The sequence below is a fragment of the Massilia mucilaginosa genome (assembly GCF_011682145.1).
In the GTDB taxonomy this organism is placed as follows: Bacteria; Pseudomonadota; Gammaproteobacteria; order Burkholderiales; family Burkholderiaceae_D; genus Telluria_A; species Telluria_A mucilaginosa.
On record NZ_WHJH01000014.1, the window covers coordinates 41,211 to 64,594 of the forward strand.

Genomic DNA, 23,384 nt, shown 5'->3' on the forward strand with positions numbered 1-23,384 from the left:
GAAGGGCGTTACAGGGGAGGGTGCTGCTGAAGGAATGGTGCCCTTTACGTGGATTGAACACGTGGCCTCTCCCTTACCAAGGGAGTGCTCTACCACTGAGCTAAAAGGGCGGTATTGATATTTCCGTGGCGGCTGATGCCGCCACAAAAATTTTAGTGCGACCGGATCATAGTGCCAAAAGCCTGTTCGGTCAAGACTTCGAGCAGCAAAGAGTGCTCGATTCGGCCGTCGATGATGTGAACGGTGTTCACGCCCGACTTGGCGGCGTCCAGCGCCGATGAAATTTTAGGCAGCATGCCGCCCGAAATGGTGCCATCGGCGAACATTTCGTCGATCTCGCGCGCCGACAGGTCGGTCACCAGGTTGCCTTTTTTGTCTTGCACACCGGCGATATTGGTCATCATGATCAGCTTTTCCGCTTTCAGGATTTCCGCAATCTTGCCGGCGACAACGTCGGCGTTGATGTTGTAGGCCTGGCCATCCTGGCCGAAGCCGATCGGCGAGATGATCGGAATGAAGGCATCGTCCTGCAGCGCCTTGACCACGGCCGGGTTGATGGCGTCGATTTCGCCGACAAAGCCGATGTCGAGGAACTGGCCCGGGTTTTCCTTGTCGGGCATGGCCATCTTGCGCGCGCGGATCAGGCCGCCGTCTTTGCCGGTCAGGCCGACAGCCTGGCCGCCGTAGTGGTTAATCAGCATCACGATATCTTGCTGGACTTCGCCGCCGAGGACCCATTCGACCACTTCCATGGTTTCTTCGTCGGTAATGCGCATGCCTTGCACGAAGGTGCCTTGCTTGCCGATTTTTTTCAGGGCGTTGTCGATCTGCGGACCGCCGCCGTGTACCACGACCGGATTCATGCCGACCAGCTTGAGCAGGATGACGTCGCGCGCGAAGCCGTGCTTGAGGCGTTCGTCGGTCATCGCATTGCCGCCGTATTTGATGACAATGGTCTTGCCATGGAAATTGCGGATATACGGCAGTGCCTCGGCCAGGATCTGCGCCTTGATCTGCGGAGAAACCGCGGTCAGGTCGTCTTGATGGTCGGTCTTCAGTGTGGGCAAAGGAGCGGTCATGGCGGGTCCGGAAATGAAATTTTGCGAGATTTTACAGGCAACAGGGAGAAGCTTGTGGGCATTATAGGGCTATCTTGTTGTATTTTCATTTTTGATCCGTTAGGCTGGGCTTAAATGAATCCCGCCGGCGCCCGAGGTCCCTTTGGCGCCGGCGCGGACAGCGCATCAATTGATCAGGAAACACGTCCATGAATGGCATCGCCCGCATTTGCCTTTTCCCATTTTGGCTCGGCTCGCCTGACGGCGGCACGCCATGAGTACCTGCAGCCGCTGTGGCGCGCAGTTCGGCTGCGCCATGGCCGATGGCACTGCCGGGCCGTGCTGGTGCACCGAGCTGCCGCCGGTGGTGGTGGTGCCGGCCGCGGATGGCGCCGCCGCTTGCTGGTGCCCGGCTTGCCTGAAGAAGCACATCGATGCGCAAAAAACATCCTCGTCCGACACTGTGGGCGACTGAGCGGGCGCTCATATCGCATGCACTGCTGGATTGAGAAATTCTCTATCCCCATTGAACAGGATTTCCCCATGTACTACGACCTGGCCGCCAGTATCGTCCGTCTGCCGCAAAACAAGTCCGCGATGGACCTGTTAACCCAGCACGAATTTGTGTGGGCCGAACACGGTGAAGAATTGGCGCAGTGGGCCACCATTGCGAGCAATACTCCCGGCCTGGAACCGGTGAGCGCGGGCATGCGTGGCGGCGAAACCAGATACACCTACAAAGGCAAGAGCGTCAATGTGCCGCTCGAGGAGAGCCGGGACGACAATCTGATTTCGGTCTACACCTTGAGCCAGCTGGTCAAGGACGATGCGGAACTGCGCATGTGTACCGATACCACTGGCAATAGTGAACAGGCATTTCTTGTGCTGCCACCGGCCCAGTGGCAGCGACTGGAAGACGCGTGCGGCAAGGATGCGGTAAGTTTCCGTTTTTTCGCGCTACCGCCAAGTTTGGAGGCGTTTTTCGAGCAAGCTTTTGCTGATGAAAACATGCACAGGTACGATCAAGGCTGAGCGGGCGTTAGTCTCCTTCCTGCGGAATGGCCGGCGCGGAAACCGGTTCTCTGAACGCCGGGTTGGGTGCGGGTGTGGTTTGCATACCGACCGCTTTTTCCGTGCTCGCGGTCAGCTTTGCCAGCCCGACATACCCTGTCAGAATTGACCCGACACTGGCCACCAGTGCCGGACTGGACACAAACGCGGTTCCAATATCCTTCATCCAGCCGCCGATGGTTTTTTTCTCACCAGTTGCGTCTGAATCTGTTGCAGACTGGACAAGATGTTGGTATTGAGTATAGAAAATTGTTGTGCCAGTTCTGACTGGCTCACTCTTATAGCAAGCGCGCTCAAGCTGGCGAACCCAGCGACGTAGCGTTTCCGCGGTACAGCTAATCTAGGCCGATATGGATGTGATGGCCGCCCACTGCGACTCGTACTGGCCGCCGGCCTCGTCGACCATGCGCACAGCGCGCTCCATCACTTCCGGGGAATATTTCGATTTCTTCATGGTGGCTCCGTTTTCTCACATATTGGAGCCTCCTTCAAACCCAGGGCGATTCACATTAAACCTCGATCCCCGTCCTACAATCAGTACGTTTAGTGTTGACCCAGAACAGAGGATGAAGTAAAAGCAAATATTGTCCTGCAACTAATTTACAGTGAAACATGAAAATCCTTGTCACCGGCTTACTGTTTGGTTTTGCCGCCGCTTCCGCCTCCGCACAGATAGTCATCTTTGACTATGTCGCCTTCGTCAACACAACGGCCTACTTTTACGATGGTTTAGAGACGCGAGTACCTGGCGTTCGTGTAGATGGTTCAACCATCAGCACTGGTGGCGAGCGCTCGCCTGTCCAGCAAGCCAACCGCATCATCCGAATCGATTGTGCGGCGGTGACTCCATGAGCACCGACGATGCCATGCCCTTTGAGCGCATTGGAATGCATGAAGGCAGTATTGGCCTACCTCCCGGATTCGAAGACCGAAGCGCCAACATCTTCGTGCCCGCAGATCCGCAAAACCAGCCTAACCTGAGCATCGCGCGCGATTGGCTAATCGAGGGCGAGACCCTTGCCACCTACGTCGACCGCCAACTCTGCGTGCTCAAGTCGCGTATCCCGAACCACAAAGTGGTTGCGCGCATCCCCGATCTGCTTGGCCAGGGCAATCCGGCATGCGTTGGCGAACGAATCGAAGCACAGTACAAGAACGGTGCGCAAACGATACGCCAGCGTCAAGCCGCATTCCTCGTTGGACCCAAGCGTGCGCTGATTCTCACGGCCGCCAGTCCGCGAGCCTTCGACGATAAGTTCGAGGGACTCTGGAGAAGCTGGCTCGACAGTTTTATTGCACCGACGCAAGCTGCCGCCGATACAGCTCCCGTTGCCCCATAAGACGCCCCAATAACCCGGCTGCGGAGCCTCGCACGCAGTCGTTTCCAGCCAAAGCCATCAACGCCTATGTTTGAAGCCGCCCGACTTACCGACTCTATTGCCCACACCAGCGCCCTGACTGGATTTCTCGTAGGCGCGCTCATCGGCATTGCCCTGATCGCCGCTGTCGCATTTGCCACAGTCACTTGCGGCTGCGGTCTAGCATTGGTGGCGGGACTGTTGGCTGGAATTGCCGCCGGGGCTGCGGCCCCATTGCTTGCCGGCTTGGGAGAGTCGATCGGCAAGATGTTCACTTCGCCATCCGGTACGATCACCAGCGGTTCGCCCAACGTTTTCGTAAACAACCTGGCGGCCGCCCACGCCACCCGCAGTACCACGATCTGTAGCAAGCACAATCCGCTTCCGCTGGTCGCAGAGGGGTCCTCAAACGTCTTCATCAACGGCCTGCCAGCAGCAAGGAAAAAGGATTCCATCACGTGCGGGGCCAAAATCGACGACGGCTCTTCTAACGTCTTCATCGGCGGTGGAACCGTCGCTTATCTCCCGATTGAGGATGAAGTACCCGCTGAGTTACGGGAGAAGGCCGAGGTGGCATTCATGCTCGCGGGCCTGCTTGGCGGAGTAGGGGGCCTGATCAAAGGGGCAGGAGGGCTGTCGCGGGCAATCCTTCCTTGCTTAGGCAAATTTGTGGCGGGTTCCGTTATCGGCGAAGCAGTGGGCCGTTACGTTATCACTCCCGTCGTCACCCGCGTCATGGGCGGTATACTCGGGCGTCCAGTTGACGTCGCCACGGGCCGCAAAGTCCTGTTAACCCAGGACGAGATTGACTTTGTCATGCAAAGCCAGATACCGCTGATTGTCTCCCGCTTTTACGGCAGCAACCTGCGCCATGAAAGCACCTTGGGCACGGGCTGGGTGCTGCCCTGGGATCTGCGCTTGCAACAGCGCGACGGAAAGATCTGGTTTGCCGACGGCGAAGGCCGCGAAACCGGCTTCCCCTTGGTTCAGCCTGGCCACGCTGTCTTTAGCGACGTCGAGCAATGCTATCTCGCTTGCACCACGGACGGCCAATTCATTCTCTACGACCTCAATGAGATGTACTACGATTTCGGCCATCTTGACCTTGGCAGTAACGACATCGCTTGGGTCCGGCGCGTGGAGAACCGCACAGGCCAGTGGCATGCTTACCAACGCGACGAATTCGACCGTGTACAGACAATTCGAACCAGCGGCGACCAGCAACTGCGACTGCATTACACCGACGCTCCATCCCGTCTCATACAGGTTGAATGCGAATTCGGCGGCACGCCCGGCTCGTTAGCTAGTTACGGGTACGATTCCTTAGGCCAGTTGAGCTCAGTGACAGACGCCAATGGAAACATAGTTCGTCAATTCACCTACACAGATGGCGTGATGGAGAGTCACACCGGCGCCCTTGGCTTCAAGTGCAGCTACCGCTGGGCAACCGTTGACGGTCAGCCGCGTGTGGTTTCCTGCAGTACCAGCGCGGGAGAACAGACAAGCTTCAGCTACGATACCGCAACTCGCCAAACCTGGGCCAAAGACGAGCAGGGGCGCGAAGCGCACTGGACTTACGACGAATACTTCCAGATTATTGCGTGCACTGATTTTGACAATGGGCAATATCACGTCGCCTATACCACCGCGGGAATGCCGAGCCTGATCCAACTGCCAGGTGATCGCGAAATCGCCTTCGAATACGATGATGCGGCCAGGATCATTCGTGATATCGACCCGCTGGGTCGTATCACGCAAACTAGTTATGACGGCAACAGCCTTCGAATCAGCTTGTTGACTCTGCCTGACGGTAGGCAATGGCGAGCCGAGTACGACTATTTTGGCCGTACGAAGTCTACCATTGACCCCTTGAATCGCCGGGAAAGCTACGAGTATGGCAACGACCTTAATCCTCTACCTCTCGCCAAAATCGATGCGCGCGGCGGTCGAAAATTAATGAAATGGAATCTAAGAGGCCTGCTCACAGCGTACACCGACTGCTCTGGAAAAAGCACGTTCTATGAGTACGACATTGATGGACAACTTGCTGCCACCACCAATGCACTGGGCCAAACTACGCGGTATAAGCGGCTTCGCACCGGCGAGCCTGTACAAGTTATTCTACCCGATGGTAGTGCCGAAATATTCAAGTACGACCCAGCGGGCCTCATCGTCGAACAACAAAATAGCGCTGCTCAATCACGCAGTTGGACACGCAATGAACGTGGCCAGGTTGTTCATGCGATCGATCCGGCGCAACGCCACTTACACTACAGATACGACGTGCGGGGACGATTGGTGGAACTCGTCTGCGACAGTGACACACGCTACAGCTTTGAATATGACATTGGCGACAGAGTAGCACGCGAAATCAATCCCGATGGTATCGAGCGCCGATTACGTTACGATGTAGCGGGCGAATTGTTGGAAATGGAAAAAATCGGATATTTTTCCGCTAAAGGTCCTTATGCCGAGCGGGTACGTCGGACCACTTCATTCGCACGCGACCAATTGGGGCGCCTGCTTGCCCAAGCAACAGCAACCGCGACCACGCGCTACATGTGGGATGATGCCGACCAGCTTCTTGAGGCGCGAACGATTCCGACCGAAATTGGCACTGAGCTCGGAATAAAAGCTAGCGAAGTTCGCTTCGAGTACGATAAAGGAGGACGTTTGGTCACAGAACTTGGCTCTGAGGGCGCAGTAAGCTATGCATTCGACGAGCTTAATAACCTGACGACCCTAGCTTTGCCGAACAATCAACGCATCGACACACTTACCTACGGCTCAGGGCACGTGCACCAAATCCACAGTGGGGGTCATGTGATCAGTGATTTTGAACGAGACGGTCTGCATCGCGAAGTCCAGCATACTCAAGGCACACTGACGCAACGGGTCGGCTATGATCAGCTTGGCCGTCGGACATGGCAGTCGGCGGGCGCGACACCTGAATTGTTGGGGCCTGGTCAAGGGCGTTTATGGCGTAGCTACCGCTACCAGGCGACCGGCGAGTTGGCCGAACAACGCGATAATTTACGGGGCGAAATCAATTTTAGGTACAATCTTTCGGGGCAGTTGCACCAACACACTCGGGCCGCCGAACAGGTGCAGGAGCAGTTCAGATGGGATGCGGTTGGGAACCTACTCGATGATTCTGGCCGGAAAAGTAGCGGACAGCTCGAAGGAAACCGCCTAAAAGTGTGGCAAGACATACGCTTCGAATATGACGCCTGGGGTAATGTGAGCACTAAGCGAAAAGGTGCACATCAGACGCAACACTTTACCTTTGACGCTGACGATCGCCTCCTTAAGGTAACGACTGAAAACCTGCGTGGCCTTACGGAAACCTGCTTCGACTACGACCCCTTTGGAAGGCGCATCGGATCAACGGAAACCCGTTTGGAAACACTGGGAGCGGAACGCATTGAAAGGAAACGATTCGTATGGCAAGGGCTGCGCATGATCCAGGAAGTGCGCGAGTCTAGCGTGAGTAGTTATGTTTACAGTCCGGACGCAGAATATACGCCATTGGCTCGTCTTGACGCTTCAATTATCGCAGCTGATGTCATCGAAAACGCCAAGAATTCAACGCGTGTATATCATTTCCACACGGATCTTGTTGGCGCTCCGCTCGAAGTAACCGATGAAGCTGGGGAACTCGCCTGGGCAGGAAAATACCGCGCGTGGGGTAAGGTCGAAGGAGGGGAGGACCAAGCACTGCTGGCTCGCATTGAGCAGCCCTTGCGCTTCCCCGGTCAATACGCGGATGAAAGTACAGGTTTACATTACAATACTTTCAGATTTTATGATCCGGATATCGGTCGTTTCATCAGTCAGGATCCAATTGGTCTCGACGGTGGAGCGAATCTGTACGCCTATACGCCGAACCCGACAGGCTGGATGGATCCGTGGGGATGGTGCGCCAAGGCATTGGGAAAAAATATGGAGGCTGCAGGCATCCACAGACCTCCCAACACAACGCCACATCATATCGCCGGAGATACGTCGATTAGATCGCTTCCTGCACGCAATATTCTTAAAGCTCATGGAATTCATCATGACGATGCGTTAAATGGAGTGTTCTTGCCAAATCGAGGCAATACTGATCTTTCGATTCCAGGGATTCTTCACAATGGACGACATCCGGACAAGTACATCGATGCGGTCAACGATAGATTGAGAACGGCTAACGCTAAAGGAGGAAAACAAGCCGTTGAAATGGAACTGGGCAAACTTCGCCAAGAGCTGCTAAATGCTGTAAGAACTGCAAAATGGAGTACCGTAATATGAATTCAACAGGCATCTTTAAACTTCTTGGAGACTCGGACAAGTATCCTGGATTTCTTCAAACTTACCTCACCAGTACCGAACAATGGGAGGAGGATATTGCATCGCGCTGTGCAAAACTTGGTGCCAAACCCTTTGGGCCGGACTACACTCCAGTTCCTCTTGAGTTTGCGAATAGAAGGAAGAAAAGAAAAGCTGTCGGCGATTTTTCGTTTCGATTGGCACCGTTCCTTATCCTTAGCGAAACGGCCAGAAACGCCCTCAATGAATTTTTATCTCCTGTGGGAGAATTTCTGGAAGTAGACGCTCCAGTGGAAGGTTTTATTGGTTATCGAGTATTGTTACATATATGCGACTGCGTAAACCTCGAGAAGTCTGATTACTCGCGATATGATAACGGCAATATACTTGTACGCAAGCCAGTATTGTATGAAGAAAAAGTTGCAAATGCACATATTTTTTCTTTACCAGAGGCGCCAACAAGCGTTTTTGTCTCGCAGAAATTTAAGGATGCAGTCGAAAGCGCAAAGTTAACGGGATTTGACTTCACTACAGAGGTCCCATTGACCAGTATTGTCGGCTCGCCATAGTAGGGGAGAACACAGAAAACGGAAAAATAGCACGCTAAGCGGATGCCGGTGGCCACTGTTGCGCTGTGTGCTTGACGCGCAGGATTTCAATTTTCTGGGTCAGTACCCGGTAGATCACGACATAGCTTTCGTGCGCCACCAGCTCGTGGGTGCCGCGCTTGCGCCCGATGCGGCCGAGGTTTGGATGAGCAGCGAGCGGCGTCACCTTGCCCTCGATGAGGTCAATCATTTTCCCGGCACTGGCCGGGCTGTCCTTGGCGATGTGCTGGCCGATCCTGATCAGATCGTTGATGGCTTGTTTTTTCCAGTGGATGACGTGCACGCGCTCCCCTTATGCCAGCTTGATCGCGGCGCGAACCTGGCGCATTGCCTCGTCATGCGGGATGGTCGGGCTGGTGTCGTCGATGGCCTCCTGCACCTCGGCCTTGAGCCATTTCGTGTAGGCGGCCGCTGCGTGCGCGTCCTTCATGGCGGCGGCGCGATCCGGGCGCTTGGCGGTGGTGGTGCTGTGCGGGTCGTAGTTCACGGCGTCCACGTCGAAGCGCGGGATGCCGACCCCTTTCAGGTATTCGACCAGCGTTTCGAGCTTGCGGAAGATCCGCACCTGGCGGCTGCGCTGCGCCGCCAGGGCGCGCTCGGTCATGCCGTATTTGACCAGGATGCCCCAGCCGCCGTCCTGGCCGACCACGTGCGCGCTGCGGACAACGCCGGCCTCGACCAGCTTGGTCAGGGTGGCGTGGTCAATCGTTTCGGTCGTCATGCTTTTCCCCTCTGTATGCGGAACGCACAATAGTTGGATTATCCGCAAATAATAGAAGATTGCAAGTACCGATTTTGTTGGCCGCGCCGGAAAATTGACATAAAGCTGCTTGCGCGAACCTGGCGCACACGGCGCGATGGCACGCGCAACCGGGGGAAGCGGTTTTGGCGTCGCATCGCCTAGCGATGGACCCGATGACTGTACCGAAGGAAATCGACGAGGCGATCACCTGGCTGCGGAAGCGAGGATTCGCCGAACTGGTGATCCACTCGCTGCCCGTCCTCGGTCCGGAGGAGTGGCTTCGCCAGGTTGACCTGCTACGCGACGGGGACTGCAGGGATGCGACACGGAAACAACGGCCGACGCCGCCAAAAGCGAACCCAACGCGTGATTAGCGCCCTAATCACGCGTTCATGACGCTGCCCCAAAACGGGCGTATAGTTGCCTCTAAATTATGCCCAACAGGAGATCACGTGCGCCAACCTCAACAATCAGCATATATTTACCGAGCAGCCCTAGGAGTCTGCGCGGCAGAAAAACTGAAGCGGCCATTCAAATTTTCGGCCTCTCAGATCGCGCCAGGTTCAACGATCTCGACATGGGGAAGGGGTAAAGCACCCCCGAAAATGTCGAAAAGTAGTCAAAAATCGTTCTGCCGCGCAGACTCCTAGGGCACTACAACCTGGCCGCCCCGGCCTACCGCGACGATGCTCTATTGTAGGCATCGTCCATGGCCGCCATCGCGAACATAGCATTTTGTGTTGAGCTTCTCTTGAAGTGCCGCGATGCAAAGGTTGCCGTATCTAAACACAAGCGGGGCGGACCGCTCGAACCAGCGAAAATCGGTTCCAAAGTTTGGGGTCACGATCTGCACGACATTTTTTATGAGCTTCATCGAGATGTTCAGGCGACATTGAAAACTCTCCCGCGCACGCCTGTGTGGGCCACTGCGGAAGTGCTCGATTCGACGTTTTTCCCTGGGTAGGTCGCGGCGCGCCACTATCTTGTCGGGCAGTGGGGATTTTCAGCCGTGCCGGGCTCGCTTGGCTTACCATACGGAGACTGGGTTGGCTTTGAACTGGGAGTGGTCAATGGCAGATTTGTACGACACCGACGTGGTGGCCTGGGCTTACCAGCAGGCTGCCCTATTGCGGGCGCGGCAGTGGTCGTCGCTCGACCTGGAGAACATCGCCGAAGAAATCGAAGGCGTTGCCAAGGCCGAAAAACGCGAGCTGGGACGCCGCATGTCGGCCTTGTTTGCACAATTGCTGGAATGGAATACGCAGCCCGACCGCCGCAATACGGCCTTGTTGCGCAGCATCGGCGACCAGCGCATGAGCATTGCGCGCGTCTTGCGCAAAATGCCCAGTTTGCAGTCGGCCCTGGTCGATGTCGAATGGCTCGACGATGCGTGGAAGGATGCCCTCGGCATTGCCGCCGAACACATGGAACTCGCGGGACTCCCGCGCAGGAGTACCTGGACCCTGGTCCAGGTACTCAATGATAATTTTCTGCCGGATTAGGCGAGCGCCACCCTCGAACAACGCCGCCTTAGCGCTTGGTCTGGAAGAAGCGCATCATTTCGCGGCTGGCGTCCGGTCCCTTGCCATCGGTATAGCTGCCGCGTGCGCTGCCGCCGGACCAGGCATGGCCCGCGCCATGGATCAGCCACTGCTCCGCCTGCGGCGTGCCATTCACCGTCTGGTGCACGGTGCGCGTGTAGGCGTGCCCGTCCGGCACCCGGCCCGGCTCGATGATTTCCTGCATCACGTTATGCGCGCCGCGCTTGATCAGCTCGTCGCCATTGACCGGATGCACGGTCGTATCCTTGTCGCCATGGAAGACGATGATCGGAATCGACTTGCCGCTGGCGCGCTGCGGCCCGAAATTGCCCTTCATGGCGGCCAGGGCCGACGGCAAATCGTGCGCCGAGGCGAACGGCAAGCCCGAATGCACGCCCACGGCCGCATACAGTTCCGGATACAAGGTGCCCATGATGGTCGCCATCGCCCCGCCGGCGGACAGCCCGGCCACATACACCTGGCTGGCGTCGACCGCATGGTTGTGCATGACGGCCTCGGTAATGCCGGCAATGATCGACGGCTCGCCCTGGCCGCGCTGTTGATCGACCGCATTGAACCAGTTCCAGCAGCGCGAGGAATTGGCTTGCATCGATTGCGCCGGGTACACCACCAGACACTGCATTTCTTCGGCCAGCACATTCATCTGCGTGCCGGTGGCGAAGTCGTCCGGGTCCTGCGTACAGCCGTGCAGCATGACCACCAGCGGCATCGCTTGCCCGGTGTAGCTGCTCGGCACGTACAATTTATAGGTCCGGGTGCCGGCCGCGTTGGTGAAGCTGCCGTCGGTAAATTTGCCAGGCAGCGCCTCGGCTGGCGTCGACGCGCCGCCATCCTGCATGCCGTTCATGCCGGGGATGTCGAAATGCGGCATCTTGAAGGCGGCATGGCCGTTCGCGCCTGCACGGTCGAGCTTGGCGAGCAGGTCGGGCATCAGCTTGTGGAAGGCGTCGGTCGCGTCCTGCACCACGTTCTTGACGTATTGCTCGTGGTTCGACGGGCCCGCCGCGTGCGGCTGCGACGCCGGCTGCGGTTGCGGCCCGGGCGGCGCTGTACCTGCGCGCGCCTGGCTGAAACCCTGGGCGCCATTGAGCGAAGGCATCGGCGGCGTGATCTCGCGCGCTCCCGATGGCGCCGCCGTTGGCTGGGCGGCACCGCCTTTGTGGGGCGTCAGGACCTTGAGCGCTTCCTGAATGACGCTGGTGGCGGATTTGGGCCCCTGGCCCATCAGGGTCTTGGTTGCCGCCCGCATGTTCGCGAACAGTTTGTCATTGAGTTTCATTGGCTTTTTCCTTATGTAAGCGCATCAGAGGATGCGGCCCGCCAGTGCTGTCTTGATCACGCTGCTTGCATGCAGGGCTCCAAGCACAAAAATGGATTCGATGGTTGCCAGCGCCAGCTCTACCGAGACGTCGCTGGCGATGCTTGCCATGCCCAGTACCTGGATCTGCAACCGTTCGCCCGCCGCCAGCGCCGCTTCGAGGTCGGCCCGGGAATAATGATGCATTCCCAGCACCAGGCTCTTGCGCGCCACCGTTTGCCGGACCACTTCGGCATGGGTATTGAGCTGATTGCGGATCGCCGTGCGGATCAGGTCGGTCCGGTTCGAATAGAAGCCTTCACTGACCAGGAGGTCGATCTGGCCAAGATCGATCAAGCCCAGGTTGATGGTGATTTTTTCCGATTCGGCAGGTTTCAGTTTCAGGTCGCGGGCGTTCATATGTCTCCAATATCATCTGCGTGGCATCCGTACGCCATCTGTATGGATGGTAGTCTACCCCTGTGAGCTTCTCAGTCAAGCGCGATTCGTCTGAATGCGATAATGACGTTTTTATGTATCAATCCCGTCACAGCGGAGAAACGATGGCAAACATTACAGGAATCGACCACGTGCAGATTGCGATGCCGGTCGGCGCGGAAGACGCCGCGCGCGCCTTCTACAACGGCGTGCTGGGCCTGCCCGAAGTGCCCAAGCCCGCCCACCTGGCCGTGCGCGGCGGCGCCTGGTTCCAGTGCGGCAGCGCCCAGTTGCACCTGGGGGCCGACAGCGCTTTCCAGCCCGCCAAAAAAGTACACCCGGCCTTGATCGTCGCCGGTTTCGATGCGTTCGTCGGTGCGTTGAGGGGTGCTAACGTGGATGTCCAGATAGAAGAGATGGTGGACGGACTGCAACGCGCCACCGTGAACGATCCCTTCGGAAACAAAGTCGAGCTCATCGAGCAACGTTAAAAGAAGGCATAATCCGCGCATGAGTCCCGACCTGCAAGCCGGCTTCCGCTTCGAGTGGAGCTACACCGTTCCGGCGCGCGCCAGCGTGCCGCAGCTGTACCACGACACCGGTTTCTGCCTCGACATGCCCGACGTGCTGGCCACCGGCTACCTGGTCGGCATGATGGAACTGGCCTGCGTGCACGGCGTCATGCCGTTCATGGACTGGCCGCGCGAGCAAAGCCTGGGCACGATGGTGCACTTTTCCCATTTTGCGCCGACCCCGCCCGGCATGACCCTGGCTGTCAAGGGCGAGGTGCTGGAAGTCGACGGCCGCCGCCTGCTGTTCCGCGTGGAAGCGTGGGACGGCGTCGAGCGCATCTGCGAAGGCACCCACGAGCGCCATGTGATCGACCCGGTGCGCTTCAACGCGAAGGTCGCCGCCAAGGCGGCCGCCGCGCTCAACCCCATGGGGGCCGCATGAATCCCGAACTGCAGACGCCGGTGCCGTCCCCCTGCATCAGCCTGTGCGAAATGGCGCCCGATACCGCTTCCTGCAAGGGGCTGTGCCGCGGCTGCCTGCGCACCCTCGATGAAATTGTCGCCTGGGGCACTGCCGCGGATGAGTACAAACGCGCGGTCTGGGCCGAAATCCGCCGCCGTGAATCCGAACTGGACTTCGACTAAATGAATTTCTACACTCCGCAGCAAGCCGTTACCGGCCCCGCCTACGGGACCGGCTTCAAAGTCTTCGCCACCATCGTCACCGTGGTGCTGCTGGTGTACGCCGCCAGCGTGGCCTGGCGCTTTCCGCTGCCCTCGTTCGGGATGGGCGTCAAGGCGCTGCTGGTGGGCGCCATCGTCATGCTGGGCGTCAGCTATTACTGGTTCCTGCGCGCCACCACCACGGTGGACGCCACCGGCATCCGCCAGACCTGGCTGTACGACAAGCAGGTCGAATGGCGCGACGTGCGCGGCGCCAAGATGATCGGCATTCCCTACTTTTCGTGGCTGTTCCCGCCGCGCATGGTTGTGCGAACCGGCAATTCCTTCACCACCTTCAATGGCGGCTCGCAAGCCGTCCTGATCGAGTTCGCCAAGATCTCGCTCGCGTTTCAAATGAAAAAATGAGTTCCCCCATGAGTGCAATGTTAAATCCCGACCCGGCGCGCTTGCCGGCGTCGATGCAGGTGTTCGAACGCGGCTGGCTGTCGTCCAACAATGTGCTGTTTACCGGGGCCGGCGAAGCCACCCTGATCGACAGCGGCTACAAGACCCACGTGCCGCAGACGCTGGCGCTGGTCGGCCACGCGCTCGGCGAGCGGCCTTTGGCGCGCGTCATCAACACCCACCTGCATTCGGACCACTGCGGCGGCAATGCGGCCCTCCAGGCGCGCTACGGCTGCCGCATCGGCGTTCCCGTGGCCGAGGCCGGCAATGTGGCGGCCTGGGACGAGGACGCGCTCAGTTTCAAGGCCACCGGCCAGCAGTGCGAGCCGTTCAAGGCCGACTTTAGCGTGTCGCCCGGCGACCAGCTGGAACTGGGCGGCAAGCTGTGGCAGGCGCTGGGCGCGCCCGGGCATCATCCGCATTCGCTGATCTTCTTTTGCCCGAGCGAAGGCATCGTCATTTCCGCCGACGCCTTGTGGCGCAACGGTTTCGGCGTGATTTTTCCCGAGCTCGACGGTGAATCGGGCTTCCTGGAGGCACGCGCCACGCTCGACCTGATCGACAGCCTGGACGCCCGCCTCGTCATTCCCGGCCACGGCGCCATGTTCACCGACGTCCAGCCGGCGTTGAAGCGGGCGTTCACGCGCCTCGACTTTCTCGAAGCCGATCCGCTGCGCAATTCCGAAAACGCGGTCAAGGTCATCCTCAAGTTCCTGCTGCTCGAACGCCAGCGCATCAGCCTGGCGGACGTGGCGGGCATGTTCGCCACCATTCCCGTGCTCGAAGGCGCGCGCGCACGCCACCTGCAGCGTTTCGAGACCTCCGGCCAGATGGCCGACTGGGCCGTGCAATCGCTGGTGCGGGCCGGTGCGGCCAAGCGCGATGGTGAAGAACTGGTCAACAGCGACCTGTAAACACATTCCTGCCGAGTTTTCAAGCACGGTCGTACTTTTTTCGCACTATAATGGATGAGAATTTGCTTCCATCCACTTTTTTCGATTGCGAGACCGACATGGCATTGCCCGCCGCGCTGCAAAACCTCACCCTTCCCGTCATTGGATCGCCGATGTTCATCGCCAGCGGACCCGCGCTGGTGGCGGCGCAGTGCAAGGCTGGGATCGTCGGTTCCTTCCCCGCGCTCAACGCCCGTCCGGCCGAGCTGCTCGACACCTGGCTGACCGACCTCAAGCAGGAACTGGCCGATTACCAGGCTGCCAACCCGGGCGCCAGGGTGGGGCCGATCGCCGTCAACCAGATCGTGCACCAGTCCAACGACCGCCTGGAACACGACGTCGCGATGTGCGTCAAGCATCAGGTGCCGATCATCATCTCCTCGCTGCGCGCGCCGCCGAAAGAAATGCTCGACGCCATCCACAGCTATGGCGGAATCGTGCTGCACGATGTGGTGTCGATCCGGCATGCCGAAAAGGCGCTGGAAGCGGGCGTCGATGGCTTGATCCTGGTCGCTGCCGGTGCTGGCGGCCACGCCGGGCCGTTGTCGCCGTTCGCGCTGGTGGGCGAGGTGCGTAAATTCTTCCATGGCCCGGTGGCTTTGTCGGGTGCGATCGCCACCGGCGACGCGATTCTGGCGGCGCAGGCGATGGGCGCCGATTTCGCGTACATCGGCTCGCGCTGGCTGGCGACCAGGGAATCGAACGTGACCGACGAATACCGCGACGCGATCGTGGAATCGGCGGCGGCCGATATTGTGTACACGAACTTGTTCACCGGCGTACACGGGAACTATCTGAAGAAATCGATCATCAACGCCGGGCTCGATCCGGATGCCCTGCCGGAATCGGACAAGTCGAAGATGAGCTTCGGTTCGGGCAGCGCCAAGGCCTGGCGCGATATCTGGGGTGCCGGGCAGGGCGTGGGGATGATGAATGATGTGCCGACGGTCGCCGACATGGTGGCGCGCCTCAAGGAAGAATACGACGCCGCGCGCGCGCGGCTGGCGCTGTAATCGCAAAGCGGTTGGGTGAGGGCGCGATCGATTATCGCTAGTCTCAAGACCGTCGTCCCCGCGCCGAGGGCCGCCTTGGCGCGGGGCGACGGCTCTACTGGAGTTTGACCTTCCAGTTATCCTGCACGCACTTGACATAGTTATCCGCAATCAGCGCACTATACGGCGTCTGGTAACTCACCAGCTGGCACTGATTCTGCCCGCCCTCATTCCAGTTCTTCTCCCAGTAAATGCTGTACGACGCCGAGCTCGACGGCCCGAAGCGCTGCATGGTGGCGCACGATAACTGCTCCGCCCCCGCATTCCACCCCAGCTCGCCCGCAAACTGCTTGTAGTAGTTGATGCGGTTCTGCGCCGCCGCCTTTTCCGTCCCCTGTCCGCACTCGGCATTGATGATCATGATGGTCGTGGCGAAGTTGTTCCCCGCCCCGGCCGCGCGGTCGGCCGCGTTCGGCACCCAGGTCCCGTCGATCACATGCAGCATCGACGGCTTCGGTGGCTGCGGATACACAAAGAAAAACGTCGCCGACGCCAGATTCAGCCACGTCGACGCCACCCGGTCCGGGTCGCGCAGCAGCACCGATTGATCGCCGCCGAACATGATCTGCGAGAACGGCCCGTAGTTGTAGTTGTACGACAGCTGCTTGGCCCCGCGTCCGAAATACTTCTTGAAGCTGCCGTCCGCATTCTTGCCGCAAGTCCAGACCGAATTGAACACCGGATCGGCGCACTCGGCGTTGTAGCCGCAGCCGGCACCGGTTTCGTCGCAGCCCAGTTCGCGCAGGTACTTCAAGCCCTGGCGCCACTCGGGAAGCGTGCTGCTCGCGTTGTGTTCGCCCGTTTCTTGCGCGAAGTGCGCGAACATGGTCGCCAGCGTGTGGCGGCAGATGCCGTCCGCATCGCGCCCGTCGGCGTAGTCGTCGCACAGGGCCGGAAACTTGGCCACCGCTTGCAGGAAGCGCTGGTAGGTATAGCTCGGCTCGCGCACGGCGAAGAAGTGATCCCATTTGGTCGCCGGCAGCAGCCGCTCGACGCGCTTGACGTTGATCGGATTGGCGCTGCGTCCCGCAACCACTTGCTCGACGCCCGCGTTGTCCAGCGTGCGGATCGATGCCTTGACCGTGCGGAAGAAGGCGTTGTCGGTCAGCTGCGCTTCGCGCGCCTCGGCCTGCGCCCTGGTCGGAACGCCGCCGGGTGTCGGGGTTGGCGTTGGCGTCGGCGTCGGTGTTGGTGTTGGAGTCGGCGTCGGTGTCGGCGTCGGTACGGGCGGTGGCGTCGGCGTTGGTGTCAGCGGGATCAGCTCCCACGGTCCCCATTGCTCCGTCCCCGGCACATTCCCTTGGGTCCACCACTTCGCCTTGTAGACCTTGCTGTCGTAAATCACGCACATGCCGGCAGTAAATACCGCACTGGCGCTCCAGGCCGGACAGGCCGCATTCGCACTGACATTCGACATCGCACGCGATCCGCTGTCGCTGCCCGTTGATTCTCCGCCACCATTGCCGCCGCAGCCGGCCAGCATGCCCGCGAGCAGTCCCAGCGCCAAGGTCGATAATTGCTGTTTCATATTTTCACTCCAGGAAATTGGATATCGGCCAGAAAAAACCCGGAAGCGCGCGCTGGCGTTTCCGGGTCCTTGGCTAGGTACTCAAGCGACGCTTACGGCAGCGCCACCGGCAGTTCCGGATACTCGTCCGCCAGCGCATAGCGCTTGCCGCCGACCGTGATCGCGTAGTTCGAGGGCCCCGAAATCGGCAACTGGTAGTTGAGCGTGAGCGATACCGACGCACCCGGCGCCAGTGCCTGCCATGCCGGAATCGTGAACTGCGCGCGGTTGAAGTTGGCCTTGAAGCCGCCGATGTTGTTCGGCCCCGTATACCCCGCCGCCGTCACTTTCAGCCCGTATCCCGACTGGTCGCTCATGTTGGCCGGCGCCGACACCGGATACGAAAACTCGACCACGCTGCCGCCCGGAATCGTGGTGGCCGACTTGTTGGTCACCGTCATCACCGGATTGATCGGGAAGTTGCTGTCGCCCAGCTTCCAGCCGCCCAGTTCGATGCTGACTTTGGCGCTGCTGGCAGGCACGGCCGTCTCGGCGCGCTTGTTGCCGTACGGCCCCGCCGCCTTGAAGGTGTTGAAGGTGTTGGTGGTCAGGGTGTTGCCCATCACGTACTGGCCCTTGCCGCCGTTCTTGCTGGCATCCCACGCGTAGTCGCCCGCCATCTCCCAGATCATGATGCCGCCGACGTTGTTGTCGACGATGTAGCGCGCCTTGGCATCCATCGATTGCGCCGTCTCGGTCGAGAGGAACACGCGGGTGGTCGGGTTCCACAGCCACGGCGCCGCCATGGTGGCGCTGTAGTTCGGCTGGTAGGTGCCGCGCAGGGTCTTGTCGGTCACCTTGTAGGCGTCCAGGTAGTCCGGCAGGATGGCTTTTTCCAGGTTCAGCGCGTGCCACAGCGGATTGCCGCCGCCGGGGATCGGCTGGCCGTTGACGTCCAGGTCGTGCCACAGGTTGTCGATGCCGACCGCGCCTTCGCCGCAGGTCTTGACGCCGGCGCAGGTCACGGTCGAGCTGACCAGCGCGGTGGTGCCCCACAGGCCGTTGGTGCCGCCGTTGACGTTCTTCCAGCCGCGTGTGTAGTACGGCACGCCCAGGTTGATGCGTCCGGCCTGCAAGGCGCCACGGTAGTAGCGGTACGACCAGTCGACGTTCAGGTAGCCGATGTTGGCGAACTGGTAGGCGTTGCCGGCGCGCAGTTCGGCATCGTTGCCGTCATCGAACAGGGCCGCGTTGGGACCGACGTACTGGTTCCAGCCGCCGTGCAGGTCGTAGCTCATCAGGCTGGCGTAGTCGAGGTACTTCAGGCCCGACAGGTTTTCTTCCCCGCGCAAGATCCAGGCCGAGGCCGAACCGGCGATGGTCAGCATGTAGTATTTCTTGTCGGCCACCGCCGCCGTGTCGAGCTTGGTGCGCACCCTTTCCAGCAGCACGTTGTAGCTTTTCATCAGGCCGGCCAGGCGCGGTTTCGACATGCCGAAGTCGAGCGGGTTGCCGGCCTCGTTGTTGGTGGTCGGGTGCTCGTAGTCGATGTCGATGCCGTCGAAGAAGCGGTACTGGCGCAGGAACGCGACCATCGAGTCGGCCAGGGTGTCGATGCCGGCGCTGTTGAGCGAGCCGTCGGCGTTGGTGGTGGCCGTGTAGAAGCCGCCACTGCCCGCCCAGCCGCCCACCGAGAGCATGATCTTCACGTCCGGATGCTTGCGCTTGTATTGCGCCAGCATATTGAAGTGGCCCTTGTACGGCAGACTCGGGTCCATCGCGGCGGCCGGGTTCTCGGGCCAGGTGAGGCCAGTGTCCGGATTGGCCGGGCCGCTGCCGAGCAACAGCTTGGATGTGGCGGGATCGACCGCGGCGAAGGCGTAGTTGACGTGGGTGATCTTGTCCCACGGGATGTTGTTGACGAGGTAGGAAGGCGTGCCATCCTTGCCCGTGCGCCAGCTGGTGAAGTAGCCGACGATGCGGCGATTCAGGCCGTGCGCGAGCACTTCGCGGCCGTTGGCGTCGTACACGCCGCAATACGGCACGTTGGGCACCTTGGAGGTCAGGCCGTCAGGGCGGCAGGCAACCGTCGGCGTTGGCGTCGGTGTCGGTGTCGGCGTCGGCGTCGGCGTTGGAGTAGGCGTCGGAGTCGGCGTCGGCGTTGGAGTAGGCGTCGGAGTCGGCGTCGGTGTTGGAGTAGGCGTTGGCGTCGGTGTTGGAGTAGGCGTTGGCGTCGGTGTTGGAGTAGGCGTCGGCGTCGTCGACAGCGCCCACGGTCCCCATTCCTCGGTGCCGGGGACATTGTTCTGTGTCCACCACTTCGCGGTGTAGGTCTTGCCCAGATGGCTGACGCAGGCGCCAGCCGTGTACACCTGGGTGGCGGACCATGCGCTGCACACCACCACCTGGGCCAGCTGCTTCGATTCGCCGCCCTGGCCCTGAACGGCGTCAGGACCGCTGGCGCCTCCGCACGCTACCAGGGCGCTGCCGAGAAGGGCGCCCATCAAACGATTGATCGTCATTTTTATTGTCTCCGTCATTCATGGTGTTCCCCCTAAAAATCATGATTCGGGGGATAGTTACTGTAGAAGTCGTTCGGCCACCGGAAATTGGTCGTCGACAGCGTCACCGAAATATCGAGCCCTTCCACGTAATGCCACCAGCCAACCGGCAGGAACAGGATCTCGCCCGGTTCCAGCACGCATTCGAGGACCTGCACCTCGGCCATGGCGGGAAAGCGCGCCAGGTCGATGTTGCGGGCGTCCACCTCGGTGAAGCAGTGCCGGTGGTTGTAGATCCTTGGCGTGTCCGACGGCGCCATCAGCTTGATCTTCTTGCGCCCGACGATCTGGGCCATGAAGTTATTGGTCAGGTCGTGGTGGAACGGGGTTACCGTGCCGGCCGGGCCGAACCAGAAAAAGCCGCGCCGGCCCGGGTCGTCATCCAGGTACTCGGGCAGGGTGCCTACGTCCTCGAACAATTCCTTCAACGCCTCGCGGTTGAGCGAGTCGTTGTTGGCGGTCATGTAGAAGTCATTGGTGCGGCCGCTGGTGCGGACCATCTCCACGTACTCGCCGAAAGGCATCTTGCGCTTGTGGGCGATACTGTTGAGCTCGTATTGGGGATCGGCTTCGCGTCCGAACTGCACCTCGACCTCGCGTTCGCCGAAGCGCTCCGCAAAATAGTCGAGGTTCCATTTCTGGCGTGCCGGGAAATGCTCCAGCATGCCGGTGATGATCACCGGCCGGTTGGTGCGGTAGTACTGTTGCAGGAAGTCCTCGCCGGAGAGCCGTTCCCGTCGTTCAATCCCCTCGTCGTACAGCCGGTTCAATTGCGACTGGATGTTGAGCACCCAGTCGCGCTTGTTGACCCGATTGGCCAGCCTGCGCGCAGCCTGCAAATACGGGCTGCGCAGCGCCGCGTCGATTTCGGTCCGGGCATTCGCCTGGGACAGGTTCGATTTGACCAGGATGGCGGCGATCGTCTCGGGCGGTGTGCCGAGCATGAGGTTTTCGGCGATCCAGCGGCGCCAGTCGTCGTTGAGCTGCATGGCCGGCTTCGCGTTCGATTGAATTTTCAAGAGGTTTCTCCAGGAGGTTGCGGGCATGGAGAAACCGGCCGCCTTGTGAGTCGGCAACCGGTCCCTCCGCTTAGCCGCTTAGCGGCCCTTCCATACTGCGCTGGTCAGGGTACCGTTGGCATCGCCGTCGAGTTCCCAGGAGAACGCGCCACGCAGGCCCTGATCGCGCACATACTTCATCTTCACATCGATGGTGGCCGGATCGTCATAGCTCCACCATTCGCTGTTCGTGGTCAGCAGGTACAACTGCTTGGTCACCGGATGAGTCCAGCGGGTGCCGGCCTTATTGATGAGAACCTTGTAGTCGTCGATGCCGGATTCGTACTGGCCGGCTGCCGGACCGCTTGCTGCCTGGTACAAACCGTCGCCGCGCGGGCCGGGGCTCACGCCTTTCCAGCCGCGGCCGTAGAACGGCACGCCCAGCAGGATTTTGTTCTTCGGCATGCCGGCTGCGATCAGCGTCTTGATCGCGTCGTCGGTGTTGTACTTGATCAGGTTGCCGGTCGCCGGGTCGGCAGGGTCACGGTAAAGTGGCGCATGGAAATTAGTAGTGTTTTCCCATCCACCATGGAAGTCGTACGTCATCACGTTGACCCAGTCCATGTACTGACTATACAGCGCAGGTTCGGTCTGGGCAATCTTCTCGCCGCCGGCGCCGATGGCGGCCGTCAGCGGATAGCGTTTGCCGTCGAGCTTGCCCTGTGCGTCGAGCTGGGCGCGGAACTCGGCCATCAGCAAGGTGAAGTTGCGCTTGTCGTTGACCGTGTCGACCGTGTTGTACGACTGGCCGCCACCGCCCGGGTATTCCCAGTCGATATCGATGCCGTCGAACACGCCCTTGGCCGCGCCCGGTCCGCCGCGTCCATCCTGCACCGGCAAGTCGCCGGCAATGAATTGCTTGATGCACGAGCGCGCCAGCTGCTTGCGCAGGGCGTCGGTCTTGGCGGCCGCCGAGAAGTAGCGCGACCAGCTCCAGCCGCCCAGCGAAATGAATACTTTCAGGTTCGGGTGGGCCGCTTTCAGCAGTTTCAGCTGGGCGAAGTTGCCGGTCAGCTTGGCATCCCAAGGGATGACCTTGCCGTCGACGGTGCGCGCAGGCGAGCGCTGGTAATCGGCATAGGCATCGCCGCCGGTGCCGGCGTCGGCTGGCGGCGGCGTGGTGTTGCCGGTTTCGGCCTTGGTCACCATGTCGCATTCGTAGCCGCCGTTTTTGGCGTACACATTGCCGAAGGCATAGTTGATGAAGGTGAGCTGGTCAGCCACGCTGGTCGGCACGCCGTTCACTGGTGTCTTGGTGGTATGGATGTCGGCCACTTCGTAGCCACGGCCGTACACGCCCCACTGCGCGAAGTAGGAACCGATTTCACGTCCGCCGACCGGGGTGGGGGTCGGCGTCGGTGGCGTTGGGGTCGGCGGCGTCGGTGTTGGCGGCGTCGGTGTCGGGGTCGGCGGGGTAGGCGTCGGCGTCGGGGTATCGGTGGTCAGTTCCCACGGTCCCCATTGTTCTGTGCCGGGGATATTGTTCTGGGTCCACCACTTGGCTTTGTAGACCTTGCCCTGGTAGACCGCGCAATGACCGGCGGTGTAGATGGCGCTCGCATTCCAGTCGGCGCAGGCGACCACGGCCGCAGCCGTTTTGGTCATGCTGCCCTGCATGTCGGATTTGTCGCCGCCGCTGCCGCCGCACGCGGCGAGCATGCCGCCGATGAGCGCGATCAGCAGGCTGCTCTTTGTGTTGTATTGCATGTTGTCTCCTTGGTCGATGGGTGTCCGTTTTACGATCTTCTGCATGGGACCTCGAAAAACCTACTGCGCGGCGCCATTTTCGCCCTGCGATGCTCACCGTACGTTCGTACGGCTGCGCTTCTTAGACGAAACTTGCACCGCTCGCTACGGTTTTTCGAGGTCCCTCTGCAATCGGAACTGCGCCGATCAATCCGGAAAACGGTGAGCCAGAGTGAGCCTCGGAGAATTGGTAGTCAAGTGGTTTTAGCGAGTTGAGTAAAATGAAATACCAGTTAGATTTCTGAAAGAATGTCGCGTCCAGGCAAGGTATGCCTTTATCGCGCATGCATATTCGGGAAACGCATCGTCAAGTGTAGGGTTGGAGAAAGGCGGGATATCAGAGAGATATCAAATTGTACACAAGGTCAGTAGTACCGATTTAGTACCCATTTTGATTGGTATTACCCGCGCCGCGTAGGAAGCGG

Annotated in this window: 24 protein-coding genes and 1 tRNA gene; 14 read left to right on the forward strand and 11 right to left on the reverse strand. The window is 59.9% G+C overall.

Annotated features, from left to right (window positions below; translation table 11 throughout):
- Nucleotides 1-35: 35 nt before the first annotated feature.
- Nucleotides 36-110, reverse strand: a tRNA-Thr gene (locus F2P45_RS13890).
- A gap of 42 nt (nt 111-152) precedes the next feature.
- Nucleotides 153-1,079, reverse strand: coding sequence for an acetylglutamate kinase (argB, locus tag F2P45_RS13895; protein ID WP_166875818.1), 927 nt, complete (start codon nt 1,077-1,079; stop codon nt 153-155).
- Nucleotides 1,080-1,332: 253 nt separating this feature from the next.
- Here argB and F2P45_RS13900 point away from each other — a divergent pair, with 253 nt between their 5' ends.
- Together F2P45_RS13900 and F2P45_RS13905 are read left to right on the forward strand one after the other, a co-directional pair.
- The gene (locus F2P45_RS13900) at nt 1,333-1,533 is read left to right on the forward strand and encodes a cysteine-rich CWC family protein (protein WP_166875821.1); all 201 of its coding nucleotides are present in this window, start codon (nt 1,333-1,335) and stop codon (nt 1,531-1,533) included.
- 68 nt (nt 1,534-1,601) lie between these two features.
- Complete coding sequence (locus F2P45_RS13905; protein WP_166875824.1) at nt 1,602-2,090, forward strand: hypothetical protein; 489 nt, start codon at nt 1,602-1,604, stop codon at nt 2,088-2,090.
- A 7-nt stretch (nt 2,091-2,097) separates the two neighbouring features.
- On the opposite strand, the gene F2P45_RS13910 is transcribed toward F2P45_RS13905, so the two are convergent.
- Nucleotides 2,098-2,295, reverse strand: a complete 198-nt coding sequence (locus F2P45_RS13910) for a hypothetical protein (RefSeq protein ID WP_166875827.1) — start codon at nt 2,293-2,295, stop codon at nt 2,098-2,100.
- Nucleotides 2,296-2,741: 446 nt separating this feature from the next.
- Here F2P45_RS13910 and F2P45_RS13915 point away from each other — a divergent pair, with 446 nt between their 5' ends.
- The 4 genes from F2P45_RS13915 (at nt 2,742) to F2P45_RS13930 (ending at nt 8,364) form a co-directional block, all read left to right on the forward strand.
- Nucleotides 2,742-2,981, forward strand: coding sequence for a hypothetical protein (locus tag F2P45_RS13915; protein WP_166875830.1), 240 nt, complete (start codon nt 2,742-2,744; stop codon nt 2,979-2,981).
- Nucleotides 2,978-3,469, forward strand: a complete 492-nt coding sequence (locus F2P45_RS13920; protein WP_229505080.1) for a DcrB-related protein — start codon at nt 2,978-2,980, stop codon at nt 3,467-3,469. The genes F2P45_RS13915 and F2P45_RS13920 overlap by 4 nt, the downstream gene beginning before the upstream one ends.
- Before the next feature lie 66 nt (nt 3,470-3,535).
- Entirely contained in the window at nt 3,536-7,777 is a 4,242-nt protein-coding gene (locus tag F2P45_RS13925; RefSeq protein ID WP_166875833.1) for an RHS repeat-associated core domain-containing protein, read from the forward strand.
- Nucleotides 7,774-8,364: an imm11 family protein gene (locus F2P45_RS13930; RefSeq protein ID WP_166875836.1), complete on the forward strand. Its 591-nt coding sequence runs from the start codon at nt 7,774-7,776 to the stop codon at nt 8,362-8,364. Before F2P45_RS13925 ends, F2P45_RS13930 begins: the two co-directional genes overlap by 4 nt.
- Nucleotides 8,365-8,398: 34 nt before the next feature.
- Here the strand turns inward: F2P45_RS13930 and F2P45_RS13935 are convergent, their stop codons facing one another.
- Together F2P45_RS13935 and F2P45_RS13940 are read right to left on the reverse strand one after the other, a co-directional pair.
- A complete protein-coding gene (locus F2P45_RS13935) occupies nt 8,399-8,686 on the reverse strand; it encodes a type II toxin-antitoxin system RelE/ParE family toxin (protein WP_166875839.1) in 288 nt (95 codons plus the stop codon).
- A 9-nt stretch (nt 8,687-8,695) separates the two neighbouring features.
- Nucleotides 8,696-9,124: an antitoxin PaaA2 family protein gene (locus F2P45_RS13940; RefSeq protein ID WP_166875842.1), complete on the reverse strand. Its 429-nt coding sequence runs from the start codon at nt 9,122-9,124 to the stop codon at nt 8,696-8,698.
- A 730-nt stretch (nt 9,125-9,854) separates the two neighbouring features.
- Here F2P45_RS13940 and F2P45_RS13945 point away from each other — a divergent pair.
- Nucleotides 9,855-10,109 carry a hypothetical protein gene (locus F2P45_RS13945; protein WP_166875844.1) on the forward strand — a complete coding sequence of 85 codons (255 nt, stop codon included), beginning with the start codon at nt 9,855-9,857 and terminating at the stop codon, nt 10,107-10,109.
- A gap of 106 nt (nt 10,110-10,215) precedes the next feature.
- Entirely contained in the window at nt 10,216-10,647 is a 432-nt protein-coding gene (locus F2P45_RS13950) for a DUF29 domain-containing protein (protein ID WP_166875847.1), read from the forward strand.
- Between the two features lie 28 nt (nt 10,648-10,675).
- Here the strand turns inward: F2P45_RS13950 and F2P45_RS13955 are convergent, their stop codons facing one another.
- Nucleotides 10,676-11,986 carry an extracellular catalytic domain type 1 short-chain-length polyhydroxyalkanoate depolymerase gene (locus F2P45_RS13955; RefSeq protein ID WP_229505081.1) on the reverse strand — a complete coding sequence of 437 codons (1,311 nt, stop codon included), beginning with the start codon at nt 11,984-11,986 and terminating at the stop codon, nt 10,676-10,678.
- 24 nt (nt 11,987-12,010) lie between these two features.
- The gene (locus F2P45_RS13960; RefSeq protein ID WP_166875850.1) at nt 12,011-12,424 is read right to left on the reverse strand and encodes a ribbon-helix-helix domain-containing protein; all 414 of its coding nucleotides are present in this window, start codon (nt 12,422-12,424) and stop codon (nt 12,011-12,013) included.
- 143 nt (nt 12,425-12,567) lie between these two features.
- Between F2P45_RS13960 and F2P45_RS13965 the strand changes: the two genes are divergently transcribed.
- From F2P45_RS13965 to F2P45_RS13990, 6 genes are all read left to right on the forward strand, one after another.
- Nucleotides 12,568-12,933, forward strand: coding sequence for a VOC family protein (locus F2P45_RS13965; RefSeq protein ID WP_166875853.1), 366 nt, complete (start codon nt 12,568-12,570; stop codon nt 12,931-12,933).
- A gap of 19 nt (nt 12,934-12,952) precedes the next feature.
- Entirely contained in the window at nt 12,953-13,396 is a 444-nt protein-coding gene (locus F2P45_RS13970; protein ID WP_166875856.1) for a thioesterase family protein, read from the forward strand.
- Nucleotides 13,393-13,599 (forward strand): DUF1289 domain-containing protein, encoded by a 207-nt coding sequence (locus tag F2P45_RS13975; RefSeq protein ID WP_166875859.1) that lies wholly within the window; start codon nt 13,393-13,395, stop codon nt 13,597-13,599. The genes F2P45_RS13970 and F2P45_RS13975 overlap by 4 nt, the downstream gene beginning before the upstream one ends.
- Nucleotides 13,600-14,043, forward strand: coding sequence for a hypothetical protein (locus F2P45_RS13980; protein ID WP_166875861.1), 444 nt, complete (start codon nt 13,600-13,602; stop codon nt 14,041-14,043).
- An 8-nt stretch (nt 14,044-14,051) separates the two neighbouring features.
- Entirely contained in the window at nt 14,052-14,996 is a 945-nt protein-coding gene (locus F2P45_RS13985) for an MBL fold metallo-hydrolase (protein ID WP_229505082.1), read from the forward strand.
- A 98-nt stretch (nt 14,997-15,094) separates the two neighbouring features.
- The gene (locus tag F2P45_RS13990) at nt 15,095-16,048 is read left to right on the forward strand and encodes an NAD(P)H-dependent flavin oxidoreductase (RefSeq protein WP_166875863.1); all 954 of its coding nucleotides are present in this window, start codon (nt 15,095-15,097) and stop codon (nt 16,046-16,048) included.
- A gap of 94 nt (nt 16,049-16,142) precedes the next feature.
- Here the strand turns inward: F2P45_RS13990 and F2P45_RS13995 are convergent, their stop codons facing one another.
- From F2P45_RS13995 to F2P45_RS14015, 4 genes are all read right to left on the reverse strand, one after another.
- A complete protein-coding gene (locus F2P45_RS13995) occupies nt 16,143-17,615 on the reverse strand; it encodes a glycoside hydrolase family 19 protein (protein ID WP_229505083.1) in 1,473 nt (490 codons plus the stop codon).
- Nucleotides 17,616-17,707: 92 nt separating this feature from the next.
- Complete coding sequence (locus F2P45_RS14000; RefSeq protein ID WP_441295246.1) at nt 17,708-19,999, reverse strand: chitinase C-terminal domain-containing protein; 2,292 nt, start codon at nt 19,997-19,999, stop codon at nt 17,708-17,710.
- 149 nt (nt 20,000-20,148) lie between these two features.
- Entirely contained in the window at nt 20,149-21,144 is a 996-nt protein-coding gene (locus F2P45_RS14010; RefSeq protein WP_166876074.1) for a cupin-like domain-containing protein, read from the reverse strand.
- A gap of 108 nt (nt 21,145-21,252) precedes the next feature.
- On the reverse strand, nt 21,253-22,920 hold the full coding sequence (locus F2P45_RS14015; protein WP_166875866.1) for a glycosyl hydrolase family 18 protein: 1,668 nt from the start codon (nt 22,918-22,920) through the stop codon (nt 21,253-21,255).
- Between the last annotated feature and the right edge of the window lie 464 nt (nt 22,921-23,384).